At 61.2% G+C, this 23,988-nt stretch carries 23 protein-coding genes, 1 tRNA gene and 1 pseudogene; 13 read left to right on the forward strand and 12 right to left on the reverse strand.

Annotation, left to right across the window (positions count from 1 at the left end):
- Positions 1–9: 9 nt before the first annotated feature.
- The 7 genes from rimP to J2X09_RS16895 form a co-directional block, all read right to left on the reverse strand.
- Positions 10–609, reverse strand: a complete 600-nt coding sequence (gene rimP / locus J2X09_RS16865) for a ribosome maturation factor RimP (protein WP_204731125.1) — start codon at positions 607–609, stop codon at positions 10–12.
- Between the two features lie 147 nt (positions 610–756).
- Positions 757–978, reverse strand: a complete 222-nt coding sequence (locus J2X09_RS16870; RefSeq protein ID WP_204731124.1) for a DUF2788 domain-containing protein — start codon at positions 976–978, stop codon at positions 757–759.
- Positions 979–981: 3 nt separating this feature from the next.
- Positions 982–1,740 carry a DUF2189 domain-containing protein gene (locus tag J2X09_RS16875; RefSeq protein ID WP_204731123.1) on the reverse strand — a complete coding sequence of 253 codons (759 nt, stop codon included), beginning with the start codon at positions 1,738–1,740 and terminating at the stop codon, positions 982–984.
- 59 nt (positions 1,741–1,799) lie between these two features.
- Positions 1,800–3,404 carry an ABC transporter ATP-binding protein gene (locus J2X09_RS16880; RefSeq protein WP_204731122.1) on the reverse strand — a complete coding sequence of 535 codons (1,605 nt, stop codon included), beginning with the start codon at positions 3,402–3,404 and terminating at the stop codon, positions 1,800–1,802.
- Positions 3,397–4,431: an ABC transporter permease gene (locus tag J2X09_RS16885; protein WP_204731121.1), complete on the reverse strand. Its 1,035-nt coding sequence runs from the start codon at positions 4,429–4,431 to the stop codon at positions 3,397–3,399. Before J2X09_RS16885 ends, J2X09_RS16880 begins: the two co-directional genes overlap by 8 nt.
- Complete coding sequence (locus tag J2X09_RS16890; RefSeq protein ID WP_204731120.1) at positions 4,431–5,468, reverse strand: microcin C ABC transporter permease YejB; 1,038 nt, start codon at positions 5,466–5,468, stop codon at positions 4,431–4,433. The genes J2X09_RS16885 and J2X09_RS16890 overlap by 1 nt, the downstream gene beginning before the upstream one ends.
- On the reverse strand, positions 5,465–7,327 hold the full coding sequence (locus J2X09_RS16895) for an extracellular solute-binding protein (protein WP_374726513.1): 1,863 nt from the start codon (positions 7,325–7,327) through the stop codon (positions 5,465–5,467). The genes J2X09_RS16890 and J2X09_RS16895 overlap by 4 nt, the downstream gene beginning before the upstream one ends.
- 38 nt (positions 7,328–7,365) lie before the next feature.
- Between J2X09_RS16895 and fabI the strand changes: the two genes are divergently transcribed.
- The gene (fabI, locus tag J2X09_RS16900; protein ID WP_204731119.1) at positions 7,366–8,163 is read left to right on the forward strand and encodes an enoyl-ACP reductase FabI; all 798 of its coding nucleotides are present in this window, start codon (positions 7,366–7,368) and stop codon (positions 8,161–8,163) included.
- A gap of 53 nt (positions 8,164–8,216) precedes the next feature.
- Positions 8,217–9,035: a DNA ligase gene (locus J2X09_RS16905; protein ID WP_310308829.1), complete on the forward strand. Its 819-nt coding sequence runs from the start codon at positions 8,217–8,219 to the stop codon at positions 9,033–9,035.
- 18 nt (positions 9,036–9,053) lie between these two features.
- Here the strand turns inward: J2X09_RS16905 and J2X09_RS16910 are convergent, their stop codons facing one another.
- A complete protein-coding gene (locus J2X09_RS16910) occupies positions 9,054–11,330 on the reverse strand; it encodes an Orn/Lys/Arg family decarboxylase (protein WP_204731118.1) in 2,277 nt (758 codons plus the stop codon).
- A 219-nt stretch (positions 11,331–11,549) separates the two neighbouring features.
- Between J2X09_RS16910 and J2X09_RS16915 the strand changes: the two genes are divergently transcribed.
- From J2X09_RS16915 to J2X09_RS16945, 7 genes are all read left to right on the forward strand, one after another.
- On the forward strand, positions 11,550–11,975 hold the full coding sequence (locus J2X09_RS16915) for an NfeD family protein (RefSeq protein WP_204731901.1): 426 nt from the start codon (positions 11,550–11,552) through the stop codon (positions 11,973–11,975).
- A 56-nt stretch (positions 11,976–12,031) separates the two neighbouring features.
- The gene (locus tag J2X09_RS16920; RefSeq protein WP_204731117.1) at positions 12,032–12,946 is read left to right on the forward strand and encodes an SPFH domain-containing protein; all 915 of its coding nucleotides are present in this window, start codon (positions 12,032–12,034) and stop codon (positions 12,944–12,946) included.
- Between the two features lie 35 nt (positions 12,947–12,981).
- Positions 12,982–13,071: transfer RNA gene (locus J2X09_RS16925), tRNA-Ser, on the forward strand.
- 189 nt (positions 13,072–13,260) lie between these two features.
- On the forward strand, positions 13,261–14,475 hold the full coding sequence (locus tag J2X09_RS16930; protein ID WP_204731116.1) for a tyrosine-type recombinase/integrase: 1,215 nt from the start codon (positions 13,261–13,263) through the stop codon (positions 14,473–14,475).
- Between the two features lie 9 nt (positions 14,476–14,484).
- On the forward strand, positions 14,485–15,504 hold the full coding sequence (locus J2X09_RS16935; RefSeq protein ID WP_310308831.1) for a hypothetical protein: 1,020 nt from the start codon (positions 14,485–14,487) through the stop codon (positions 15,502–15,504).
- Positions 15,505–15,618: 114 nt separating this feature from the next.
- The gene (locus tag J2X09_RS16940) at positions 15,619–15,885 is read left to right on the forward strand and encodes a helix-turn-helix transcriptional regulator (protein ID WP_204731114.1); all 267 of its coding nucleotides are present in this window, start codon (positions 15,619–15,621) and stop codon (positions 15,883–15,885) included.
- Positions 15,882–17,219 carry a DUF3987 domain-containing protein gene (locus J2X09_RS16945; RefSeq protein WP_204731113.1) on the forward strand — a complete coding sequence of 446 codons (1,338 nt, stop codon included), beginning with the start codon at positions 15,882–15,884 and terminating at the stop codon, positions 17,217–17,219. The genes J2X09_RS16940 and J2X09_RS16945 overlap by 4 nt, the downstream gene beginning before the upstream one ends.
- A 927-nt stretch (positions 17,220–18,146) precedes the next feature.
- Here the strand turns inward: J2X09_RS16945 and J2X09_RS27175 are convergent.
- From J2X09_RS27175 to J2X09_RS16960, 4 genes and pseudogenes are all read right to left on the reverse strand, one after another.
- Positions 18,147–18,338 carry a hypothetical protein gene (locus tag J2X09_RS27175; protein WP_445352003.1) on the reverse strand — a complete coding sequence of 64 codons (192 nt, stop codon included), beginning with the start codon at positions 18,336–18,338 and terminating at the stop codon, positions 18,147–18,149.
- A 165-nt stretch (positions 18,339–18,503) separates the two neighbouring features.
- Positions 18,504–18,956: pseudogene (locus J2X09_RS16955) on the reverse strand (TIGR03299 family phage/plasmid-derived protein); the annotation flags it as partial.
- A 94-nt stretch (positions 18,957–19,050) separates the two neighbouring features.
- Positions 19,051–19,545 (reverse strand): hypothetical protein, encoded by a 495-nt coding sequence (locus J2X09_RS27180; RefSeq protein WP_445352004.1) that lies wholly within the window; start codon positions 19,543–19,545, stop codon positions 19,051–19,053.
- Between the two features lie 337 nt (positions 19,546–19,882).
- Positions 19,883–21,025 (reverse strand): helix-turn-helix transcriptional regulator, encoded by a 1,143-nt coding sequence (locus tag J2X09_RS16960; RefSeq protein ID WP_204731112.1) that lies wholly within the window; start codon positions 21,023–21,025, stop codon positions 19,883–19,885.
- Positions 21,026–21,110: 85 nt separating this feature from the next.
- Here J2X09_RS16960 and J2X09_RS16965 point away from each other — a divergent pair, with 85 nt between their 5' ends.
- The 4 genes from J2X09_RS16965 to J2X09_RS16985 all read left to right on the forward strand — a co-directional run bounded on the left by J2X09_RS16965 (position 21,111) and on the right by J2X09_RS16985 (position 23,754).
- A complete protein-coding gene (locus J2X09_RS16965) occupies positions 21,111–21,920 on the forward strand; it encodes a hypothetical protein (protein WP_204731111.1) in 810 nt (269 codons plus the stop codon).
- Between the two features lie 242 nt (positions 21,921–22,162).
- Complete coding sequence (locus tag J2X09_RS16975; RefSeq protein WP_310308842.1) at positions 22,163–22,582, forward strand: phospholipase D-like domain-containing protein; 420 nt, start codon at positions 22,163–22,165, stop codon at positions 22,580–22,582.
- 4 nt (positions 22,583–22,586) lie between these two features.
- Complete coding sequence (locus J2X09_RS16980; RefSeq protein ID WP_310308833.1) at positions 22,587–23,669, forward strand: site-specific DNA-methyltransferase; 1,083 nt, start codon at positions 22,587–22,589, stop codon at positions 23,667–23,669.
- Positions 23,611–23,754, forward strand: coding sequence for a hypothetical protein (locus J2X09_RS16985; RefSeq protein WP_310308835.1), 144 nt, complete (start codon positions 23,611–23,613; stop codon positions 23,752–23,754). Before J2X09_RS16980 ends, J2X09_RS16985 begins: the two co-directional genes overlap by 59 nt.
- Positions 23,755–23,988: the final 234 nt, after the last annotated feature.

The raw sequence follows: 23,988 nt of genomic DNA on the forward strand, positions 1-23,988 counted from the left end.
CGTTTTCTCTCATTCCTCACTGGGCGCAGCGGCTGCGCCCGGGGCCTGGCGGCCCTTGAAATTCACGATCGGCGCAAGCCGCGCCTGCTGGACGTCGGCCAGCGAAAATGCCAGCGCCTGCAGCGGTGCCGGCACGCGCTTCTTGCTCACACGCTGGCCAGGCTTGGGTTCCGGCGCATCGCTCCAGACCACCTGCCACTGAACACCATCGGCGGCGCGCTCCAGCGTGCCGCGAAACTTCTTGCGGTTGGCCGCCACATCGGTACCTGTGACACCAATCGGCGCCTTCAAGGTCAGATCCACCACCTGCCCCTCGAAGCGCACGTAGTCGATCTCGCGCTTGAGCGGGCGGTCGATGCCCGGCGAACCCACTTCGAGCCGCCGGTATTCCAGTCCTTCAACTTCCAGCAGGTACTGCAACTGCCGCGTGACCTTCTCGCAATCCTCCACCGTCACAAAGCGTTCGGCGGGCATGGGCTGGCCTTCTTCGGGCACCTGCCACGGCCAGTCGATGGTGACGCGCAGCAGACCGCCGGCGGAGCGTTCAAGCTCCACCAGCTCAAAACCGAACCCGGTAACGGTCTGTTCTACGGTGTCTTGCCAAGCCATTGCGTGTGGTGTCTGCCCAGATTCCTGCCCTGGGGAGTATCCGTAGGGCGAAAAGCGTTCGGCCAAAAAAAAAGGGCCGGTAGTTACCCGCCCATCTGGTCGTGAAGCCAGTATTGTAACGCTTACTGGCTCGCACTGGCAACCGTGCTACATGCCTAGCACCCACTGAATCAGGTTCTTGGCCAGAAACCCCAACATGCCGAATGACAGCACAAGAAACAGAACGAAAGTACCAAATTTCCCGGCTCTGGATTCACGGGCCAGGTTCAGCACGATGAAGAGCATGTAGAGAATGAACGCGCCCACACCGAAAGTCAGCCCGAAATGGGCAATCTGGCCCTCGGTGAAGCCCAGGACGGTCGATTCCATGGCTCAGCCCTGCCCGTCCCCGCCTGTCAGGTCGCGGTAGGCATGCCAGCTGGCATGGCCGATCAGAGGAATCAGCACGACCAGACCCAGCAGCAGTGACGCCATGCCCAGACCAGCCAGCAACGCGATCAGCACCGCCCAGAGCGTGGCCGGGCCGGGGTGCGCGGACACCGCCCGCCAACTCCGGAACACGGCGGTACGGACCGACACAGGCTGGTCCACCAACATCGGCAGCGCCACCACGGTGGATGCAAACACCGGGGCTGCCAGCAGCGCGCCGAGCACCAGCCAGGCCTCGAACAGGCCGACCCGGCGCACCAGCACGACGTGGTGCAGAAAATCCAGCGGGTTCCGTATGGGATCAGGAGACCACAGTGTGATCAGCGCTGCCGAGGTCAGCACCCAGCCGGTGCCAGCCAACGCCAGCAACAAACCGAATCGGACGAGCCTGGTATCGCCCGATCGCCAGAGCCGCCACACCTTGGGCAAGCCGATCCGCTGGCCGCGCGCCAGATGGCGACTGACCTCATAAAGCCCCGTCGCCAGAACGGGCGCCACGATGAGAAAACCGGAAAACGCGCCGGCCAGCAACCAGAAGCGGTCACCCACCGTCCAGAGGAGCGCGGCGCCGAATGCGGTGATGAGCAGGCCATGAAACAGGCCCGGCAGGGGGTTGCGGCGCAGATCGGTCCAGCCCCTGGCGAGCCAGCGCAGAGGCGAATACAGGTTGACGGGAGGGATTGCGGTGCGCTCGACGCCCATGCGGGCTTTTTAGCGCCCAGACCGGGCAGCCGCACTGACGCAGATCAAACGCCATCGATTCACGCGGCCGCCTGCACCAGCATTCGGGTGTACGGGTGCTCGGGCGCCCGCAGCACCCGGTCCACCGCACCGGCTTCGACCACCGCACCGTCTTTCATCACGACGACCTCGTGGGCCATGGCGCGAATCACGTCCACGTCATGGGTGATCAGCAGATAGCTCAGTCCCCGTTCGCGTTGCAGCCGCTGCAGCAATGCCAGAACCTGCTTCTGAACCGTCACGTCGAGTGCACTGGTGGGCTCGTCCAGCACCAGCAACTGCGGATCGACGATGAGCGCGCGCGCGATCGCCAGGCGCTGTCGCTGGCCGCCGGAGAACTCATGCGGGTAGCGCTGCAGCCAATCAGCGCCACTGCCGGTGTCGTTGATCAGACCCACGTCGGCCAGCGCCGCCACCACGCGGTCGCGCCGCTGGGCGGCCGTGAGGTGGGGCTGGTGAACCTGGAGGCCTTCTCCCACGATCTGCTCCACTGTCATGCGGGGTGAGAGCGATGAGAAAGGGTCCTGGAAGACGACCTGGACGCGCTGCCGAAGCGCCCTGTCGCGCCCGGCCTTGCGGGCCTGAGCCCAATCGGTGCCTGCCACCTCCAGCCGGCCCTGGTGCGGCATCAGGCCCAGCGCGGCGAGCGCCAGAGTGGACTTGCCTGAGCCGGACTCGCCGATGATGCCCAGCGTCTGGGCTGGCACGATGGTCATGTCCACGCCCTGCACGGCCACGAATTCGCCCTTTCTGAACCAACCCTTGAAGCCGGGAAGGCTCACCGGATAGGTCACGCGCAATCCTTCGGCCTTCATGACGGTCGCCATTTCTCCAGGAGCCGCGGGTTCGGCCACATCCCGTTCCGGCCGGCTCTCCAGCAGCTTGCGGGTATAGCGGTGCTCTGGCGCCTCAAAAACCCGGGTCACCGCGCCCTGCTCCACCAGATGCCCGCGCTCCATCACCGCCACGCGATCGGCGAAGCGGCGCACGAGGTTGAGGTCGTGTGTGATGAGGAGCACCGCCATGCCATGCTGTCGCTGCAGGTCGGACAACAGGTCCAGGATCTGGACGCGCAGGCTGACATCGAGCGCGGTGGTGGGTTCGTCGGCGATCAGCAGCCTGGGCTGGCTCGCCAGCGCCATGGCAATCATGGCGCGCTGGCGCTGCCCACCACTGAGCTGATGAGGGTATGCCCTGGCGCGGCGCGCAGGTTCGGGAATGCCGGTGGACGCCAGCAACTCCACCACGCCGGCAGACGCCTGCCGGGCGGTCAGGCCGCGCTTGAGCTGGAGCACCTCGGCGATCTGGTTGCCCACGCTGTAGAGCGGATTCAGCGCGGTCATGGGCTCCTGGAAGATCACTGCCACGTCGCCGCCGCGCACACCACGCAGTTCGCGCTCGGTCAGGGCCAGCAGGTCTCGACCGCCCAGCAGCGCCTGGCCTGTGACCTCGGCGTTGACCACCAGCCGCAGCAGGGACAGCGCCGATACGGTCTTGCCCGAACCCGACTCGCCCACCAGCGCCAGCTTTTCCCCCGGCGCGATCGAAAAATCGATGCCATGCACCACCGGCTGGCCGGCAAAGGCCACCCGCAGGTTCTTCACATCGAGCAAGGCCTCAGACATCCTGCTTCCTCGGATCGAGCGCGTCGCGCAGCGCGTCGCCCATGAACGTGAGCAACAGCAGCGTGATCACCAGGACGGCGAAGGTGGAGAGCGAGATCCACCATGCGTCGATGCTGGTCTTGCCCTGGTTGAGCAACTCACCCAGCGATGGGGTACCTGGCGGCACCCCGAGCCCGAGAAAATCGAGCGAAGTCAGCGCCAGGATGGCCGCGCTCATCCGGAATGGAAGAAAAGTCACCACGGGCGTCAGGCTGTTGGGCAGGATGTGGCGCCACATGATCTGCCAGTTGGACAACCCCATCGCTCGTGCGGCACGCACGTAGTCCAGCTGGCGGTTGCGCAGGAATTCGGCGCGCACATAGTCCGACAGGCCCATCCAGCCGAACAGGCTCAGCAGCACCAGCAGCAGGCCCACGCTGGGCGAGAACACGGCGGCGAAGATGATCAAAAGGTAGAGCTCGGGCATGGAACTCCAGATCTCGATGAAACGCTGGAAGGCCAGGTCGGTCTTGCCACCGAAAAAGCCCTGAATGGCGCCCGTGATGACACCCAGCACCACCCCGATGGCGGTGAGCGCCAGCGCAAACAGAACACTCACCCGAAACCCGTAGATCAGCTGCGCAAGCAGATCCCGCCCCCGGTCGTCGGTGCCCAACCAATTGGCTCGGGTCGGTGCCGATGGGTTGGGTTGTTCCGCGAAGTAGTTGATGGTCTGCGAACCATACGGATTCGGTGCGTACAGCGCCCAGTTGTCGCCCCGGGTGATCTGTTCGCGGATGAAGGGGTCGAGATAGTCGGTGGGCGACTCGAAGTCGCCGCCGAACACCGTCTCCGGGTGATCCTGCAGGATGGGAAAGTACGTCTTGCCTTCGTAGCGCACCACCAACGGCCGGTCGTTGGAGAGGACTTCCGCAAACAGGCTGGCCACCACCAGCACGCAGAAGATCACCAGGCTCCAGTAGCCCAACCGGTTGCGCTTAAAGCGGCGCCAGGCACGCCGGCCGGGGCTGAGAGAAGCGGCCGCCATCAGTCGAACTTCACGCGCGGGTCCACCCACACGTAGCAAAGATCAGAGATCAGCTTGGTGACCAGGGCGATCAGGGTGAAGAAGAACAACGTGCCCATCACGACCGGATAGTCGCGCCGGATCACACTCTCGTAGCTCAGCAAACCCAGGCCGTCCAGAGAGAAAAGCGTTTCGATCAGCAACGCCCCCGTGAAAAAGGCGCCTATGAATGCGGCGGGGAAGCCGGTAACGATGGGAATGAGCGCGTTACGCATGACGTGCTTCCAGAGCACCTGTCGTTCGCCGAGGCCTTTGGCCCGTGCGGTCATCACGTACTGCTTGCGGATCTCCTCAAGAAATGCGTTCTTGGTCAGCATGGCCGTGACGGCAAAACTGCCCAGCACCATGGCGGTCACCGGCAGTGTGATGTGCCAGAGGTAGTCGACGATGCGAGCACCCCAACTCAGCTCATCCCAATTGGCCGACGTGAGGCCCCGCAAGGGAAACCACTGCAGCTGCCCGCCGAACACCACCAGAAGGGCAACACCAAGAACAAAGCCGGGAATGGCGTAGCCCACCAGTACGAACAGGGTTGTGACCAGGTCGAATCTTGTGCCGGCGCGCACCGCCTTGGCCACCCCCAGTGGCACCGCCACGCCATAACTGATCAGGAAGGTCCACAGCCCCAGGCTGATCGACACGGGAAGCTTCTCGACGATCAGATCCCACACCGACTTGTTCTGGAAAAAGCTGTTGCCCAGATCGAAGCGGGCGAACCGGCCCAGCATCTGCGCCAATCGCTCCAACGGCGGCTTGTCGAACCCATAGAGCGCCTTGATTTCCTCGAGGCGCTTCGGGTCAACCCCTTGTGAACCGCGGTAGGCGCTGGTTCCCCCACCGGCTTCGCCGCCCATGCCCACCGCGCCCGCGCGCGACTCCATGATGTACTGCTCAACTGGCCCGCCCGGCACAAACTGGATCACGACGAAGGTCAGAACCACCACACCGATCAGCGTGGGAATCATGAGCAACAACCGGCGCAGGATGTAGACCGTCACGGTTTGCGCCCTTCCAGCTGCAAGGGTGTGGCCCACCAGGTTCCCATGGCCCACTGCTCTGCCCGGGCGTAGGGCGGCATGGGGGATTTGTGCTGCGTGAGCCAGGCGTTGTAGACCAGACGGTGCGCGGTCATGGTCCACTGGGGGATCAGGTAGTGGCTGTGCATGATCACACGATCCAGCGCACGGCAGGCTGTGAGCAGGTCGTCGCGCGTGCCTGCGCTCACGATGCGCCGCAACAGATCGTCCACCGCCGGGCTCTTCACGCCACTGAAATTGAACGCGCCCTCGGTGTCCGCAGCCTTGCTGCCGAACATGTCCATCAATTCCTGGCCAGGGTTGTGCGTGCCCTGGGCGTTCATCGTCATGATGTCGAAGTCGTAACGATCCATGCGCTGTTGGTAAAGCGCGTAGTCCACAGACGTGAACCGGAGCACGATACCCAGCTTGCGCAGATTGGCGATCCAGGGGCCGAGCGTGCGAATGCCGCCCTCCCGGCTGTCCAGGTAGGTCAGTACCATGGCCTGCCCCTGGGCGTTGCGCAATGCACCGTCGCGATACGTCCAGCCTGCGGCGGACAGCAGATCCCGTGCGCGGCGCAGGTTGTTGCGCAGCGACTCACCCTCTCCCACCGTGGTAGGCGGTTCATACATGGCGCCGAACGCTGCATCCGGAATCTTGCCGCGCCAGCGTTCCAGCAAGGCCGTCTCAGCCGCCGATGGTAGCCCCTTCGCCTCGCATGCGGTGTTGCCGAACAGGCCGTGCACACGCGGATAGCCGTTATAGAACAGTTGCCGGTTCATCCAGTCGTAGTCCACCGCCAGGCCCAGCGCCTCGCGCACCCTCGGGTCGGCCAGTTGCGGGCGGCGCGTGTTCAGAAAGTAGCTCTGGAAACCCGAGGGCTGCTGGTGCGGGAACTCCTGCTTGATGAGTTCACCACGGTCGAAACGGCGGCCCGTCACGCGGCGCGCCCAATCGCCAGCGGAGTAAAAGCTCATGAAGTCAAACTCGCCTGCCTTCAATGCTTCAAGCCGCGCCGTGTTGTCCTTGTAGATGCGCACTGTGATGCGATCAAAGTTGCTTGTGCCCTTGCGCACCGGCAGGTTCCTGCCCCAGTAGTTGGGGTCGCGCACGTAGGTGATGTCGCGGCCGAAACGCACCGGGCCAATCTTGTAAGGTCCGCTGCCCAGCGGCGTGTCGGTCACGATCTGGTCGAAGGGCTTGGGCTTGCCATCCACCATGCCCCACTTCCGGCTGAACACGGGAATGGAGCCCACCGTCAGAGGCAATTCCTGGTTCGGCTGCAGGAAACGGAAGCGCACGGTGAGCCGGTCCACCACCTCGAGGGACTTCACGTCTGCCAGCACGCTGGCGTACTGCGGTGCAGCCTGCGCACTGCGCAAGGTATCGAAACTGTGTTTGACGTCGGCCGCCTCCACCGGGCTGCCATCGTGAAACCGCGCCTCGGGGCGCAGCCGGAAGGTAACGCTCAACCGATCTGGCGCGACGTCCACGTCCAGCGCCAGCAAACCGTAGCCCGATGCCGTCTCGTCCATCGGGGCCGCCAGCAGCGGCTCGAACAACAAGTCGATCAGGTAGGCGGGGGGCGAGCCCTTGAGCGTGAAGGGGTTGTATTTGTCAAAAGTGGAGAGGCGCTGGTTGCTCACCAGCCGCAACTCCCCGCCTTTGGGTGCCTCGGGATTCACATAGTCGAAGTGGGAGAAGCCCTCGGCGTATTTGAGATCCCCCCACAGCGCATACCCGTGGGCCGCCCAGCCAGACGTGCTCCATGCCACCATCACCATGGCCGCACACAGCGCCCGCAGGCGGCTGTGAGAACGGGGGAGGATGACGTGCATGAGACAATTCTGAAGGATTTTTCTCTGGAGACTGAAAAATGGGTTTTCTCGCTGGCAAGAAACTGCTGATCACGGGCGTGCTGTCCAACCGGTCCATCGCCTACGGCATTGCCAAAGCCTGCCACCAACAGGGCGCCGAGCTGGCGTTCAGCTACGTTGGTGATCGTTTCAAGGACCGCATCACCGAGTTCGCGGCCGACTTCAATTCCAGGCTCATCTTCGACTGCGACGTGAGCGACGATGCGCAGATCGACAAGATGTTTGCCGACCTCTCGCAAACCTGGCCCAAATTCGACGGCTTCGTCCACAGCATCGGTTTTGCACCGCGCGAGGCCATCACCGGTGACTTCCTCGAAGGCCTGTCCCGCGAGGCGTTCCGCATCGCGCACGACATCAGCGCCTACAGCTTCCCCGGCATGGCCAAGGCGGCCCTGCCCTACCTCAACGACAAGGCGTCGCTGCTCACGTTGAGCTACATGGGCGCCATCCGGGCCGTGCCCAACTACAACACCATGGGCCTGGCCAAGGCCAGTCTCGAGGCATCGGTGCGCTATCTGGCCGAATCGCTCGGTCCCAAGGGCATGCGCGTCAACGGCATCAGCGCCGGCCCGATCAAGACGCTGGCGGCCAGCGGCATCAAGGACTTCGGCAAGCTCCTCAACCTGGTGGCCTCCGCCGCGCCCATCCGCCGCAACATCACCATCGAGGAAGTCGGCAACGTCGCGGCCTTCCTCCTGTCCGACCTGGCCTCCGGCGTCTCGGCCGAAATCACCTACGTGGACGGCGGCTACGCCCAGACCACGGGCGTGAGCCGCGACAGCCAGGCAATGCTCTGAGCGCCCCCGGCCTGCAGCGCCGCGCACTGTTCACCGGACTCGGCGCGGCCCTGGTGCTTGCGGCCTGGCCGGTGCGCTCGGCCACCGGCGCGCCGCCGCCTGCACTCATGCTCGCGGGGGTCTACCGCCCCGGCATCCCCGTCAACGCCTATTGGCTCAGCGAAAAGTACGACGGCCTGCGCGCGTACTGGGACGGGCAACGCCTGCGCACGCGCGGGGGCGACGCCCTCGCCGTGCCCGCCTGGTTCACGGCGGGTTGGCCTGCCGAACCCATGGATGGCGAGCTCTGGGCGGGCCGAGGCCGTTTCGAGGAAGCCATGTCCACTGTGCGCCAGCAGACGCCGAACGACGAGGCGTGGCGCCGCATCCGCTTCATGGTGTTCGACCTGCCCGCCCATCCCGGACCATTCACCGACCGCATTGCCGCGTACCACGGGCTCGTCTCGCGCATCGACCAGCCCTGGGTGCGGGCCGTGCCGCAGGAGCGTGTGGCCAGCCACGCGGCCTTGATGGCCCAGCTCGACCGCATGGTGAAGGAAGGCGGTGAAGGGCTGATGCTCCACCGGGGCGATGCGCCCTACCGCGCGGTGCGCAACGACGACCTGCTCAAGGTGAAAACCCATGAGGACGCCGAAGCCCGTGTGGTCGGACACGTGCCGGGCCTAGGACGGCACGCCGGGCGCATGGGCGCCCTGCAGGTGGAAACGCCCGAGGGCGTGCGCTTTCGCCTGGGCACGGGCTTCACGGATGCCCAGCGCGAGCAACCACCGGCCCTCGGCGCGTGGGTGACCTACCGCTTCCGGGGTGTCAGCGCCAAGGGTGTGCCACGCTTCGCCAGCTTTCTGCGGGTGCGTCCCGACGCACCGCGCTGAGGCGGGGGCGCGAAGGCCTCAGGCCTTCACGCAGTCAGCGAAGAAGTGCTTGCGACCGTCGTCGCCCACCACTTCCACAAGGCCGTGGATGTCGGTCTCGAAGCCCGGGCACTGCAGGTTGAACTCGCGTGCGAACTTGAGGTAGTCCACGATCTTCTTGTTGAACACCTCACCCGGGATCAGCAGCGGAATACCCGGCGGGTACGGCGTCACCAGGCTGGTCGTGATGCGGCCTTCCAGATCATCGATCGGCACCCGCTCGGTGGTGCGCTGCGCGATGTGGGCAAACGCGTCCGACGGCTTCATCGCCGGCGTCAGGTCGCTCAGGTACATCTCGGTGGTCAGCCGCGCGATGTCGTAGCGTGCATAGAGCTCGTGCACGTGCTGGCACAGGTCGCGCAGGCCCATCTGCTCATAGCGAGGATGCTTCTGGCAGAACTCCGGCAGGATGCGCCACATCGGCTGGTTCTTGGCGTAGTCGTCCTTGAACTGCTGCAGCGCGGTCAGCAGCGTGTTCCAGCGGCCCTTGGTGATGCCGATGGTGAACATGATGAAGAAGCTGTACAGACCCGTCTTCTCCACCACCACACCATGTTCGGCCAGGAACTTGGTGACGATGGAGGCGGGAATGCCATTGGCTTCGAAGCGCCCATCCAGGTTCAGGCCCGGCGTGACGATGGTGGCCTTGATCGGGTCCAGCATGTTGAAGCCCGGCGCCATGTCGCCAAAGCCGTGCCAGTCCTTCCCATTGAGGGACACGTCTTTCTGCTTGAGCACCCAGTCGCCGGTTTCGCCCATGCCCTCGTCGGCCAGGTCGTCGGGGCCCCAGACCTTGAACCACCAGTCGTCATCACCGAATTCGGCCTCCACCTTGCGCATGGCGCGCCGGAAATCGAGCGCTTCGAAGATGCTCTCTTCGACCAGCGCACGGCCCCCGGGCGGCTCCATCATGGCGGCGGCCACGTCGCAGCTCGCGATGATCGCGTACTGCGGGCTGGTGCTGGTGTGCATCAGATACGACTCGTTGAACAGGTGCCGATCCAGCTTGACGTTCTGCGAGTCCTGCACCAGCACATGGCTGGCCTGGCTGATGCCGGCCAGCAGTTTGTGGATCGACTGCGTTGCGTACACCACCGATTCCATGGGTCGGGTGCGCTTCTTGCCCATGGCGTGGAAGTTGCCGTAGAACGGGTGGAAGGCGGCGTGCGGCAGCCAGGCTTCATCGAAATGCAGGTTGGCCACGTAGCCGTCCAGCATCTGCTTGATAGCTTCGGTGTTGTAAAGCACCCCGTCGTAGGTGGACTGCGTGAGCGTCAGCACGCGGGGTTTCACCGTCTGGGCGTCCACGCCGGACAGCAGCGGGTTGGCGCGGATCTTGGCCTGGATCGCGTCAATCTCGAACTCACTCTGCGGAATCGGGCCGATGATGCCGTAATGGTTGCGCGTCGGCTTCAGGAAGACGGGAATCGCGCCCGTCATGATGATACTGTGCAGGATCGACTTGTGGCAGTTGCGATCCACCACCACCACGTCGCCAGGCGCCACGGTGTGGTGCCACACCATCTTGTTGGAGGTGGACGTGCCGTTGGTGACGAAGAAGCAGTGATCGGCGTTGAAAATGCGCGCAGCGTTGCGCTCGCTCGCGCCGATCGCGCCGTTGTGGTCCAGCAGCTGGCCCAGTTCCTCCACCGCGTTGCACACGTCGGCGCGCAGCATGTTTTCACCGAAGAACTGGTGGAACATCTGACCCACCGGGCTCTTGAGGAACGCCACGCCACCCGAGTGGCCCGGGCAGTGCCAGGAGTAGGAGCCATCTTCCGCGTAGTCGAGCAAGGCCTTGAAGAACGGCGGCTGGATGCCTTCGAGGTAGCTCTTGGCCTCGCGGATGATGTGACGCGCCACGAACTCCGGCGTGTCTTCGAACATGTGGATGAAACCGTGCAGCTCGCGCAGGATGTCGTTGGGCAGGTGGCGGCTGGTCTTGGTCTCGCCGTAGATGTAGATCGGCACGTCCGCGTTCTTGCGCCGCACCTCGTCGATGAAGTTGCGCAGGTTCAGCACCACCGGGTCAATGTCCTCGCCCAGACTGAACTCCTCGTCGTCGATCGACAGAATGAACGCGCTGGCCCGGCTCTGCTGCTGTGCGAACTGGCTCATGTCGCCATAGCTCGTGACACCGACGACTTCGAAGCCCTCGACCTCGATGGCCTGCGCCAGCGCACGGATACCCAGACCCGAGGTGTTCTCGGAACGGAAGTCCTCATCGATGATGACGATGGGAAAACGGAATTTCATGTGAATCTCCAGCCGTATCAAGCCGGCTACAGGGGAAGGGTACCGGGGCGTGGGCGCCATCGGTGGCAAAGCAGGCGCGAAGTGTACGGAAATCGTGTGGCGCCCCGCGGATCGCGCGAGTCTTTTGTCGCAGAATGTGGCGCATGCCAGACATTGACGCTGGCTGGACCCTCGGAGACTGCAGGGGTTCCCGCTGTTTTGTAGTCAGGAGTATTCATGTTGTCCGATTCAACCTGGTGGTGGCTGCTGGCCGGCGCTGCGGTCGCCCTCGAACTCTTCACCGGCACCTTCTACCTGCTCATGCTGGCCGTCGGCATCGCAGCTGGCGCACTCGCGGCCCACGCCGGCGCTGGCCTGACCGGACAACTGGTCACGGCCGCCGTGGTGGGGTCCGCCGCCGTGGTGGCCTGCTATGTCCTCAGGAAACGCCGGGCCGGCGATCCTTCAGTCCGGGCCATGCGCAGCGTCAATCTCGACATCGGCGAAATCGTGCAGATCGACGAGTGGCACGCGGACGGCACCGCCAGCGTGAAGTACAGGGGCGCGCAATGGACCGTCATCCAGCGCCCGGGGAACATGCCCACACCAGGCGCCTACCGCGTGGCCGAACTGGTGGGGAACCGCCTGCTCGTCGACAAGGTCTGAGGCCGCATGCGCTACCCTCGCCCCTCCTCCAACCCATCTGATGTCATAGGCACCCCATGGAAATTGCTCTCATCCTGATCGTCATCGCCGGCATCTTTGTCGTGCGTGCCATCAAAGTCGTCCCCCAACAGAACGCCTGGGTGGTCGAACGGCTGGGCAAGTACCACTCTTCGCTGGCACCCGGTCTCAACTTCCTCGTGCCCTTCATCGACAAGGTGGCCTACAAGCACAGCCTGAAGGAAATTCCGCTGGACGTGCCCAGCCAGGTCTGCATCACGCGCGACAACACCCAACTGCAGGTCGACGGCATTCTGTACTTCCAGGTGACCGACCCCATGCGCGCGAGTTACGGCTCGTCCAACTACATCGTCGCCGTCACCCAGCTCGCCCAGACCTCGCTGCGTTCGGTCATCGGCAAACTGGAGCTCGACAAGACCTTCGAAGAACGCGACATGATCAACGCACAGGTGGTGTCCGCCATCGACGAAGCCGCCTTGAACTGGGGTGTTAAGGTGCTGCGCTATGAAATCAAGGACCTCACGCCACCGGCCGAAATCCTGCGCGCCATGCAGGCCCAGATCACTGCTGAGCGCGAGAAGCGCGCCCTGATCGCCGCATCCGAAGGCCGCCGCCAGGAACAGATTAACATCGCCACGGGCGAACGCGAGGCGTTCATTGCGCGTTCCGAAGGTGAAAAGCAAGCCGAAATCAACAACGCCCAAGGCGAAGCCGCCGCCATCCTCGCCGTCGCCGAAGCCACTGCGGAAGCCATCCGTAAAGTGGCCGAAGCCATCCGCCAACCCGGTGGCCAGGAGGCGGTGCAGCTCAAGGTGGCCGAAAAGGCGGTCGACGCCTACGGCAAGGTGGCGGCAGACGCCACCACCACGCTGATCGTGCCCAGCAACATGACCGAGGTCTCCACCCTCATCACGTCCGCCATGAAGATGGTGGGCGCAGGCAAGAACGCCTGAGCCCCATTTCAGCCTGCTACAATCGCAGGCTTCGCGGAGAGGTGGATGAGCGGTTTAAGTCGCACGCCTGGAAAGCGTGTGTGGGCTAATCCCCACCGCGGGTTCGAATCCCGCCCTCTCCGCCAGCAATCAGTCCAAAGACGTCCACAAGCGTCCTGGATACACCCCTAAAAGCCCCGTAAACACTAGCGTTACGGGGCTTTTTTGTTTGCGGACGTCCAAAAGCGTGCGTTGACAGCCACAAGTTTCTGTTGGTATGGTTTTGGGTATTGAGGTGCTACCGTGTTGGTATCGCTCATACCAGCAGGAAAATCGTGGCCCTTACCGACACCGCCGTCAGAATCAGCAAGCCCAAAGAGACGCTCTACAAACTCTCCGATGGGCGCGGCCTGCAGCTCCATGTGACACCAAGTGGTTCCAAGCTGTGGCGGTGGGCATACCGCTTTGATGGCAAACAGAAGCTGATGGCATTGGGCACATACCCAGACGTGAGCCTCGCCCAGGCCCGAGACAAGGTGGATGGGGCTCGCAAGATGCTAGCGGCTGGAACCGACCCGATGGCTCGTCGCAAGGCCGAAAAGATCGCCCGCCGCTTGGCGATCGAAGACACCTTTGCCGCCGTCGCAAAAAAATGGTGGGAGGGCTGGAAAGCCGCCCGCAGCGAGAGCCACACGATGTATGTTTGGCGTCGTCTGGAGGCGGACATTTTCCCCGCTATCGGTGCGCGCCCTGTTTCAGAAATCGAGGCGCCAGAGCTCGTAGCGATGATGAAGAAGATCGAAGAGCGTGGCGCCTTAGATATCGCCAAAAGGGCGCTGCAGACCTGCTCGCAGATATTCCGTTATGCCATAGCGCATGGCGTCGCCCGGCGCAATCCTGCCGTAGACATTCGACCTAGCGACGTACTAGCTTCCCGCAAAAAGGAAAACTACGCCCGTGTGGATGCGAAGGAGCTGCCACATCTGCTGCGAAAGATCGATGTTTACAACGGCAGCATGATCACACGCGTTGCCATCAAACTGATGGCAATGACTTTCGTTCGCACCAAAGAACTGATTGGAGCAAGATGGGCCGAGTTTGATTTAGACGCTGCGCGTTGGGACATTCCGGCTGAGCGCATGAAGATGAAGAGCCCACACATCGTGCCCTTGTCCACCCAAGCCGTCACCCTGCTGCGAAGCCTCCATACGCTCACCGGGCACAGCGCCCTACTCTTTCCCGGTGAACGGGATCATGAAAAGCCTATGAGCAACAACACGATCTTGGGCGCCTTGGATCGCATGGGTTACGCCGGCAGGATGACTGGCCATGGATTCAGAGGGATTGCATCGACGCTCCTGCACGAGCAAGGCTGGCCACACGAGCACATCGAGTTACAGCTTGCGCATCAAGAACGTAATCAGGTGAGCGCGTCATACAACCATGCCCTGTATCTGCAGCCACGAGCCAAATTGATGCAAGCTTGGTCTGACTTCCTTGATGCTCGCATGGCAAGTAACGTGGTGCAGATTCAAGGAAAATGCGCTTGACTAGTAAGGGTGAGCGGCGACGAAGAACCTATACCTGCCACAGCGCGTCAGACTGAAGAAGAGGCTTGGCAGCTGCGATCAGTTCAGATGATCAGACAGCACCAAGCCTCCGCAAAACTTCCGATTGAGCGACTCCACGAAATGGAAATGGCACACAGCAAAAAAATGGTACGACTCGCACCGGGAGAATGGCTCCCCGTGCGTCACGTGGCTTTGCGCATCGCAGCGGCCATTCAGCCCGACCGTCGAAGCGCCAAAGGCGTGGAGCTGATTCAGAAGAAACTCGTCGCGATTGGTACTCACGATGAGCCTTGGTGCCCGAAAGATCTTACGAGCAAAGACTTGGAGCAACTCGAAGCCGTGTTCGAAAGGCTGCCACAGATTCATGGAAAAATGACCGAGAACGACAAGCAGACCTTTCTGATGAAATACATGGCTCTGCCCCTCACAGAGCGGCCCGACTGGCTTCCATCCATACCAACTGCATACGACTTGTATCGGGAGGTCGGCGCTATGCATGAGTTGGCAAATGAGCACCTCAATTCACTGTCTCAAGCGATACGTGCGGGTGCACTCCTTGCAGTCAACAAACACCACGCTCAAGTATCAGATCTAGGTTTTGACACCCTAGTTGCGCGCGACGAGGTCGCGCAGCACCTGCGCAAGTTGGGCTTCGAAGTTGTAGAAGAGAAGCCTACAGACCCGTTGACAGCCCCGTCGGAAGACCCGTCGGAAGACCCGTCGGAAGACCCGGCTGACGGATCTCAGGACGTTGCTGCTTGGTTTCCAAACTCGGAACTAAAACGGTTGGTATCACAGGACTCATTTCTGAGAACGTTTTCATCCGATGGGCACACACTCAAACCCTTCAGAAAGAAGGGGGAGTGGACGGATGCCATTCTCAAGGAATTGCGGAAGTGGCGAGAGCGCCTCGGGAAGCCAGATGGCCCCAAGGCGTGGAAAGAACTCGAGTTGGTCTTTGACTGCTCGCGAACCATGATGGAGCGAAAGTTGAAAAAAGGCCTCTGAGCCACGTTGCGCAACCAGTTGCAGGAGTTGGCTGAAACCCCTGCAACCTCGCCAAAGTCCGGGTTCCTCGAAGCAGCACATAGGGTGTTTGCGGAGGATTTCTAAGGACAAAACATGCGCACAGATGGTGGCTCTAGAAGCCAATTTTTTAACTTCTTGCCGGCGCAAGAGAGGGCGGTGCCCGCCCATGAGGCTGCGGCAGTCCTCGGCATGGGACGCTCTTCGTTCTACTCGTTGATGCGCCCCGATTCCAAGAATTTTGACCCCAATTTCCCGAAGCCCATTCGCGTCAGTGCACGGCGGGTGGTTTGGCTCTACTCCTCTCTGGTGAGCTGGCTTGAGGCGCGCAGCCAAGTCTCCACAGATGGAGGCGCGAAATGAGCTACTGGCTACCGTATTCGAATCGTGGGGAACAGTTCGAAACCAGAGATCGTGCCCCATTCGCTCTCCACAACCCGTCTTTGCCAGCCTTCGTACGAGAGGGGGACGGGCTTTTCTGGGGAATCGTCAGACACTTTGCCCGCGCCGGCGCGTCAGTCGAGATGATCGCCGTGCAGGTCGCCGCCTTCGTCTCCCTGCTGACACAAGGGCAGGCAGACGCCGAGTGGCCTAACGGCCAACGCATCAACATCGGCGCAAGTGGGTTCACCGTCGGCGTTTCTAATTCAGGCAAGTCGGCGATCTTCCGGGAGTTGGTGGAAGTCTTCGAGCAATTCATGGCCGCGCACGCAACCGGAGGTGATCAGGATCCCGACTTTTTCATCGGGGACGCGACACGCGAATCGCTCATAGATCACCTGAACAATTGGCGGTTCGCGGCCCTGTTCTCAGATGATGCCGGCAACCTGATGCAGATGTTCAAACAAGCGGCGCCCACGCTGGCCACCGCGCTCGACGGCGCACCCCTGCGGCACTCGCGCGTGAGCACCGGACGGATTCATCTTCACAACTATCGCGTGGTACTGTACCTCGGCCTTCAGCCCGACTACGTCACTCCTCAGTGGTTGTTGAAAACGAGCACATCTGGTGCCGGGACAACGAACCGTATGCTGTTCTCGAGGGCTCTCGAGCCGTTATTGGGGGGAAACCGGGCTCTGCTGACGCTCCCACCGGAGCTGAAGCAACCCTGGTGGCAAAAAGCCGATCTCCACCTCCACGCCGTTGCACGGAATGCGTTGGGCAAGCCTGCACCGTTACCGCTCATGCGGCTCTCGCGTGAGGCCAAGTCCTACATGGAAGCCCTGATCGCCGATGGAGCCTATTCTTCGACGCCGTCGTTGGATGCCTGCCCTGCAGCCTACCGGAGTCGCCATCCGGAACGCGTGCTGCGGTTCTCCGGCTCTATCGAGGTGTTCGAGAACGGCGTCGACAACGAAATCTCACTCGAATCGGTGATCTCGGCGGACGCCCTGTGTCAAATGAGCCTGGACGCCTTTCGGGGCCTGACGTACATAGCGCCGACGTTGAGTCGTACTGAACGCGATGCTCTGCTTCTCCACCAGAAGCTTGTGCAGACAGCGGTAAACACCGGTGTCACTAGTTTTGAGCGCGCTGCCCTTCGACGCTTCGCCCCGAACATGGGGCTAACGGCACAACGGGTAGAAAAAGCTCTGCCCCTGCTCGTGGACGACCGCAAGGCCTGGATCACCGGCAGCGGGAAAACCGACTATGTGCAGCTGCTCTGCGTACCACCTGCGCCGAGTATTGCGTGGTGAGTTCTTCTATCCCCTTGTCCTCTTGGCAGAGGCTTGGGGTGCCCCCGTCACTTGCGGGAATTAGTAGGGATGTTTGTCTCAAGAAACATTTCCCGGGGAAATCATCGAATTCAGTCAAAAATCCTCCGCATCAGTTGCATTAAATCGCTATTCTCCATATCGGTTTTTAGTGATATAGATAATAGAAGAGCGAGAGATAGATGCGCAAGCGTAAACAAAGAACATTTCTCAATACACATGCCTTGGCACTCAGCTCACTTTGCAGACCATCTGGCGACTCCATTGAATACTACAATCATGAAAATCACAGCAACCAATGAAATGGTCAAAATTGAGAATCATGGACCAATACACCTTCCTGATGGCGCCAATATGCCGAGAGGGTATATCTTGGAAGGAAGATTTGCACACATCGGGCAACTTGCAGACTTTATCGATATGGTCTTGTCAACCAAGGAGAAATATTACCTCCCCACAAAGTGCAGAATAACCGGCTGTATGCGTGTGAGCAAACTCGGCGGTTACTTTGAGAAGCTACCAAGTTATGCCGGCTATTTTGCGACAGGGTATTTCCTGCATCCTGCTTGTCAGTTATTTCTTGACGAATACAGGAAGCACACCATCAGTGAACTGGATCTTTGCGGAGGCAGAGACAAGTTAAATGACGGTCGTTATGCTTGGGAGGTATTCGACGACTTCGTCGAAAAAATAAGGAAAAGAGCAAAGGAAATCAAACTGAAGAGCAAGATTCGGGACTGGGACAGTCGATACAGAAAAAACAGGGAAAGCCTGGATGACCAATTGGCAGTATTGTTGGATCGCCATGAGAGCCTGATGGTGATTCGCCTTGATGTTCACCATGGAAAGTTTTGGCTGAATCCGGCGCAATTGGAAGAGTTTTTGACAAACGAGCAAATGCGGCGAGCTTCAGAAGAAGCCGCCTATTTTGCTGGTGCCGATCTGGTTCCAGAGCACGGCCCTCGCTTGCTGGTTGATCTGCCAGAAGTAAAAGGCGACCTGACTCGTTTTCTCGCGAGCAGGAAGGGGAAACAGTCCCTCTTCAAGCATTTCGTTGGCTATGCCTGGAGGATCGAGTGCTCCGACCCCGGCGGGTTTCATGTTCACATGGTGCTGTACTTCAATGGCTCAAAAGTGCAGCAGCACAAGTGGCTTGCTCAGCGCATCGGCGAGTACTGGCGCGACAAGATCACCAAAGGCCAAGGGCGGTTTCACAACTGCAACCTGGACTGGGATGAGAGCTCGCCCAAATGCGGTGTGGGGATGGTCCGCCGCAAGGACTTCAAGAAGATAGCCGTTGACCTGATCCTTGCCCTTAAGCGATGCGCTCTGGCCGGTGCGGGCCAGTGCCCAAAGTTTGCGGCCTTCCTTGAGCACGCCGGCAGTCTCCAGTTCATAGCCACCAACCTCGGTCAGGTCGCGGAAAAATTCGAGCACCGCGGCAGGCTGAACCACCTCAAATCGGTTGGAAACCACCGACAAGGGCGCCTTGGTGTCCGAGCGATACAGCACCTTCTGCTGTGGGAAGGCGTGGATTGCACCGAGTCCTCTGGTGTCGGAGCTGTGGCTAGTGACGTAGCGGACTTCGGATTCTTCGATGCGCCAGTCCATGCCGGCGCTGCGTGCCCAGACTTCGATCGGTTGATTGGGGGCCAGTTGATTTCCCAGGCCATGCCAGGGGGTTGCGTTGACATAGGCCATGGTTTGCACGAGGTGCATGGTGAACTCCAGAAAAATGCGGGCATAAAAAGGCCCGGTCGAGGCCGGGCTTGTCATGCACGAGGGAAAGGACAAGAAGGAAAATCAGCGCAGGTCAGCCGTGATCGGCAGTGCCGAATGCGTTGTGCTGAAAATGGTGAGGAAAAGGCCTGTAGAAACCGTACGGCTCTTCGTCATCGTCCATGGGGAAGTGCACGGCTTCGAAGGCGTGAGATGCCTGGGTTGACTGCAGGCCATCTTGCGGATGCGGAGACTCCCGTCCGGGTTTTCGAGCGACCTCGGATGAACTCCCCTGCGGCACTGGTGTCGAGGCCCGACTGAACCGGTAGTCGCAGTCCAGACATTGGTAGTTGTTCAGGACCTTGTAGTCGATCAGATCGCCGACCACGGCGCCCGCCGCGCAGCCTGCAGCGCTTCCAGCCAGGGCTGCAAGCACTGCGCCGGCAACCGCGCTGAGGAGTGATCCCGTAGGACCAGCGACGGATCCCACGGCGGCCCCTAGGCGTGCACCATGCCAGACACTGGCTGCGCTGGAGATGCCTCCAGCCAAACCACCGAGCATGACGGCGCTTTTGCGGCCGCGGTTCATCGAAATCACATTGGCGCTGTGGCAGTGAGGACAGCACGGCAGATACAAGCTCCTCATGCCGCCATCCCCTTGGAGATGGGTGCAACGGAGCAGCAACCGTACAGCTTGTGGTGAATGCGCGACCACAGAAGGCCGAGCACGAAGACGACGCCAAATGCGATCAACGTCTCAAGGGTTGAGGGGTATGGGAACACGATGACTCCTTGCGTGAAACAAGACGCTGGGCGACTGCGCCAGCGTGAGGGCTTTCAGGAGCTCTCGGTACCGTGATATGTGATTGAAATTCTTTTGGTTCGACTGAAAACCACCATCCCAGTTCACCTTTTCCGTGACGGATTCAGTGGGGCACAGACGTCGCGATGCATCGAGCCAGCAATGCCACGGCCTGGGCCTGCCGATGCGTTCCAGTCTTGGAGAGGATGCGCTTGAGGTGTGTGCGCACCGTTCCAAGGCCAATGTGCATTGCCGTCGCTATCTCTTCCAGCGACTGGCCCCGCACCAGGGCGGCAGCGACGGCAGCCTCCGTGCGCGTCAACCCAAAAAGCTCTCTCAGTCGCGCCACCGCAATCGGAGCTTCGGGATCGCGGAGGAAGACCAACACAGCAGGCCGCGCCTCACCAAAGCCGAGCGCGGTTGGACGCAACGGTGCGACTTCCAGCGTCAGCGGCATCTGCCGATGCCGTGGTATCAGGAGAACAGACCCGGGCTTTCCCGTCCCGCCCCTCGCGGTGCCCATCGCGGTGCGCACCAGTGACTGCAACCTCTCGCGAAGCGTGGGCTGGGAAAGCGAAAACCGCCCGCCGACCACAGTGAACTCCGGGTTCTCGCGCAACAAGGCTTCGGCCATGGCGCTTGATTGGAGAACGCGACAGTTGCCATCTACCACCAAGACACCTGTATCGAACCGGTCGAGCGCCTGCAGGGCCACAGCATGCTGCTGGGTGAGGGTGGACAGGTGTTGGCCGAGCCGGAGTGCGCGTTGCAAGTGCGGCAAAACCAGCGCCGCCTGCCGGCGCTCCTGCTCGGTGTAAGCCCCAGCGCCACGAGGGCGATGGATGCCCAACACGCCGACCGCACCTTGAGCTGCGGGGAATACCGCCCCAAGCATGTGGTGGATGTCCAGGTGAGGCAGCCATTCCTGATAGAAGCCGCTGCGCGCTTGCTCCTTCTTTGTCACCAAGTCCTCGTCGGTGATGACACGCGACATGCCGTAGGCCACGGAGCGCTCCACCCACAGGTCGCGGCGGTGCCAGTCATCGGCCCACTCCTGATCCCGTTCAGACACCAGCAGGTTGCTGGTGCATTCCAGCAAGCTCACCTGGCCGCCATCGCCGTGCAGTTTGACCACGGTGCTGGTTGAACCGAGTGCCTGTGCGATTCGCAATGCAGTTCCAGGCCACAAGGCAGGGTCCATCGCCGCATCGTAGAGATGCGCAATGAGCCCTGATAGGCGGGATTCATGGAATGCGGAGAACTCCATACCTGGTTTCTACCCTATTTGAGAGACGAAATGCTGTTCGCAACGCATCACCATCCAGAGAAGGATTTTTCAGTTGGAGATGTGCATGAAAAAAGCTGTGTTGGGCCGTTCCGTGCTGTTGGCCGTAGTGCTTGCCTGGTCCGCGCCCCTCGTCGCTCAAACCACCACGCCATTGGCCAAGATGGACATCGCCGGCGTGCGCATCGGCATGACCGAGGCCGAAGTCGTCAAGGCCATCCAGGCCTTTGATCCGGGCGCGAAGATGACGAGCCGCTCTGTGGCCTACTTTCCGTACTTCGATGGCGTCAACGACCTGAAGACGCCGGAGTTCCTGGATCAAATGGGGTTTCGCACAGCGGATGCGGGCATCGGCGTGTGGTTCGCCGGCCCACCATCCGAGCCGCGCGTGTTGGCCGTCGTTCGCCGAGTGGGTCCGACGCAGCCACCGAGCGCTGAGCAGATGCTGTCTGCATTGACGGCGAAGCACGGCCCCTTCAACGTTCGGTCGGTTCCGCGCCCAGGAGGCGGTGCCGTCGTGCACTGGGACGAGGAAGGCAAGGCCCAGTGCACCGTGGTGAAGGAGCGCAGCGGCCAGAGGGTGCCTTCGACGAATGCCATGGGGACCTTGCTTCCGCCGAATGCGGTCAAGGTGCTTGAGCAATACGCTCGCCAGGATGTCTTTCGCGAGGCGTTGGGCGCATCACGGGATGTTTCAAAGTGCGGCACCGTTCTGCGCTACGAATGGGGAAGCGAGCCGGTCCGAAGTTTCGAAGCCTGGTTGGTGGATCAAGGCGGCATGGTTACCGCAAATCGCAGGTCAGTCCAATGGGTGGAGCAGTTGAAGGCGGAGGCGGTTCGCAAGCTCCAAAGCCAGGGCAAGACACCAAAGCTGTAACGGGAGGACTTGTCGTGAGCGGTGATCGCCGGGATCACGGTGACACCGCGACTGAAGCCGATGACATGTCGCAGGCCGCACCGGTCTGGCTGCTCATCCACGCCCGAGCGTTCTTGCGCGAAGGAAAGATGGCTTGAGCGTTGCGGCTGGCTACTGCTGCATGACATGCCTTGGCGTGGTAGGCCCCCGTCCCCAAGCTTGACCGCGAACGCAGCCTGTACGGCAGCGAGTTCGAGATTCAGTTGCGCAACAAGCTGACCCAGCGCGCAATCGCCAAAGAATGCGCCGACTGGATGCGCCGTAAGGCCCGGTTCAAGAGCAACCGCACCAAAGCACCCATGCAGCCCTTCGCCGTGGTGCAGGCGTCCGCACCAACCCATGGCAGCGACACCGCCTACATGCCGCTCCACGGCTTCACGGCGGTGGACTTGGGCTACCAGCGAGGCAACGCGGTGTCCAACCTCGTCAACAAGATGGACGAGCCCGCCTTCGCTGCCACCTACCTCAGCCTGTTCGACCAGATCTGGAGCGCCCCCGAGAAGCTGGAAGACGTGGCCAACGACAAAGCGCAGGATGTGACCATTAAGAAACTGACCCGGGGCAACCCCACTATGGCAGCCAAGTTCGCCGAGCTGAAGAATGACCCCAAAGACACGAATTGAACCAATGAACAAACTACAGATGCACTCGCCCAACCTCACACAAGGCAACATCGACCGCTTGCGCCAGATGTTTCCGGGCTGTGTGACGGAGACAAGAAGCCAAGATGGAGGCGTAAAGCTGGCGGTGGATTTCGACCAACTGCGGCAAGAGCTTGCCGAGTCGCTTGTCGAGGGGCCCCAGGAACGCTACCAACTGAGTTGGCCGGGAAAACGCGAAGCCTTGTTGACAGCCAACGCACCGATCGCAAAAACGTTGCGCCCGTGCCGAGAAGATAGCGTTGACTTCGATTCGACTAAGAACCTGTTCATCGAAGGTGACAATTTGGAGGCGCTCAAGCTGCTGCAGGAGACATACCTTGGCAAGGTCAAACTGATCTACATCGACCCACCGTACAACACAGGGCGCGACTTTATCTACGACGACGACTACAGCTCAGATGTTGAGGGCTACCGGTTGGCCACGGGGCAGGTGGACGAATCCGGCCGCCGCCTTGTGGCGAACACCGAAGCCAATGGGCGCTTCCATTCGGACTGGCTCAGCATGATTTACGCCAGGCTTCGGCTGGCACGCAACCTCTTGAAGGACGATGGCGCGATTTTCATTTCCATCGACGACAACGAAGTGGACAACCTGCGAAAGGTCGCAAGCGAGGTGTTCGGCGAAGACAATTTCGTCGCTCAAGTCATTTGGCAGAAAGTGTTCTCCCCTAAGAACAGCGCACGTTGGTTCTCGGAAGATCACGATTACGTCCTAGTCTACGCAAAGAACGGCGCCTCTTGGACGCCACGGTTGCTTCCGCAGACCGAAGAAATGATTGCTCGTTACAAGAACCCTGACAACGATCCGCGAGGTCCTTGGGCATCAAGCGACTTGGCAGCTCGAAATCGCTACGATGCTGGGCTGTATCCAATTAGATGTCCTTCCGGACGAGTAATCGATGGCCCACCTACCGGTAGCTATTGGAGATTCAGCCAGGAGAGTTTCGAAAAGCTACTTCGTGGCCGAAACCAAGGGCTCGATGTCCAGCATGGAGTTGCGGGAGATAGAGAAAACCAAGATCAAGTGCGCGCGCAAGTTTTTCGATGACATCAACCTCCGATTCGCCCCGGAGATGGTTAAGTACGACGTCGTAGACAACTTCGGAAGACTGATGGAGCTCGTCAAAGGCTGAGGTATCTCTGTGGATCCCGTCTGGACTTGCGCTACATGAGAACGGGAGGTGGAGCGACTATCCGTCTACAAGCACAGTAGCGGCCTACTGCAGCTAAAGCCACGCCTCCTGCTCCGCCTTTCGTCCCTCTCGTTGCATTGTAAGCCGTCTATGAACCACGCCCTTGCACTTGGAGTCGCAACGATGTGCGCAGGGCAGCCTACAGTCCGTCGAGCGCGATGTTCCAAGGCAGCA

It is taken from the genome of Hydrogenophaga laconesensis, assembly GCF_031457235.1.
Taxonomy (GTDB): domain Bacteria; phylum Pseudomonadota; class Gammaproteobacteria; order Burkholderiales; family Burkholderiaceae_C; genus Hydrogenophaga; species Hydrogenophaga laconesensis.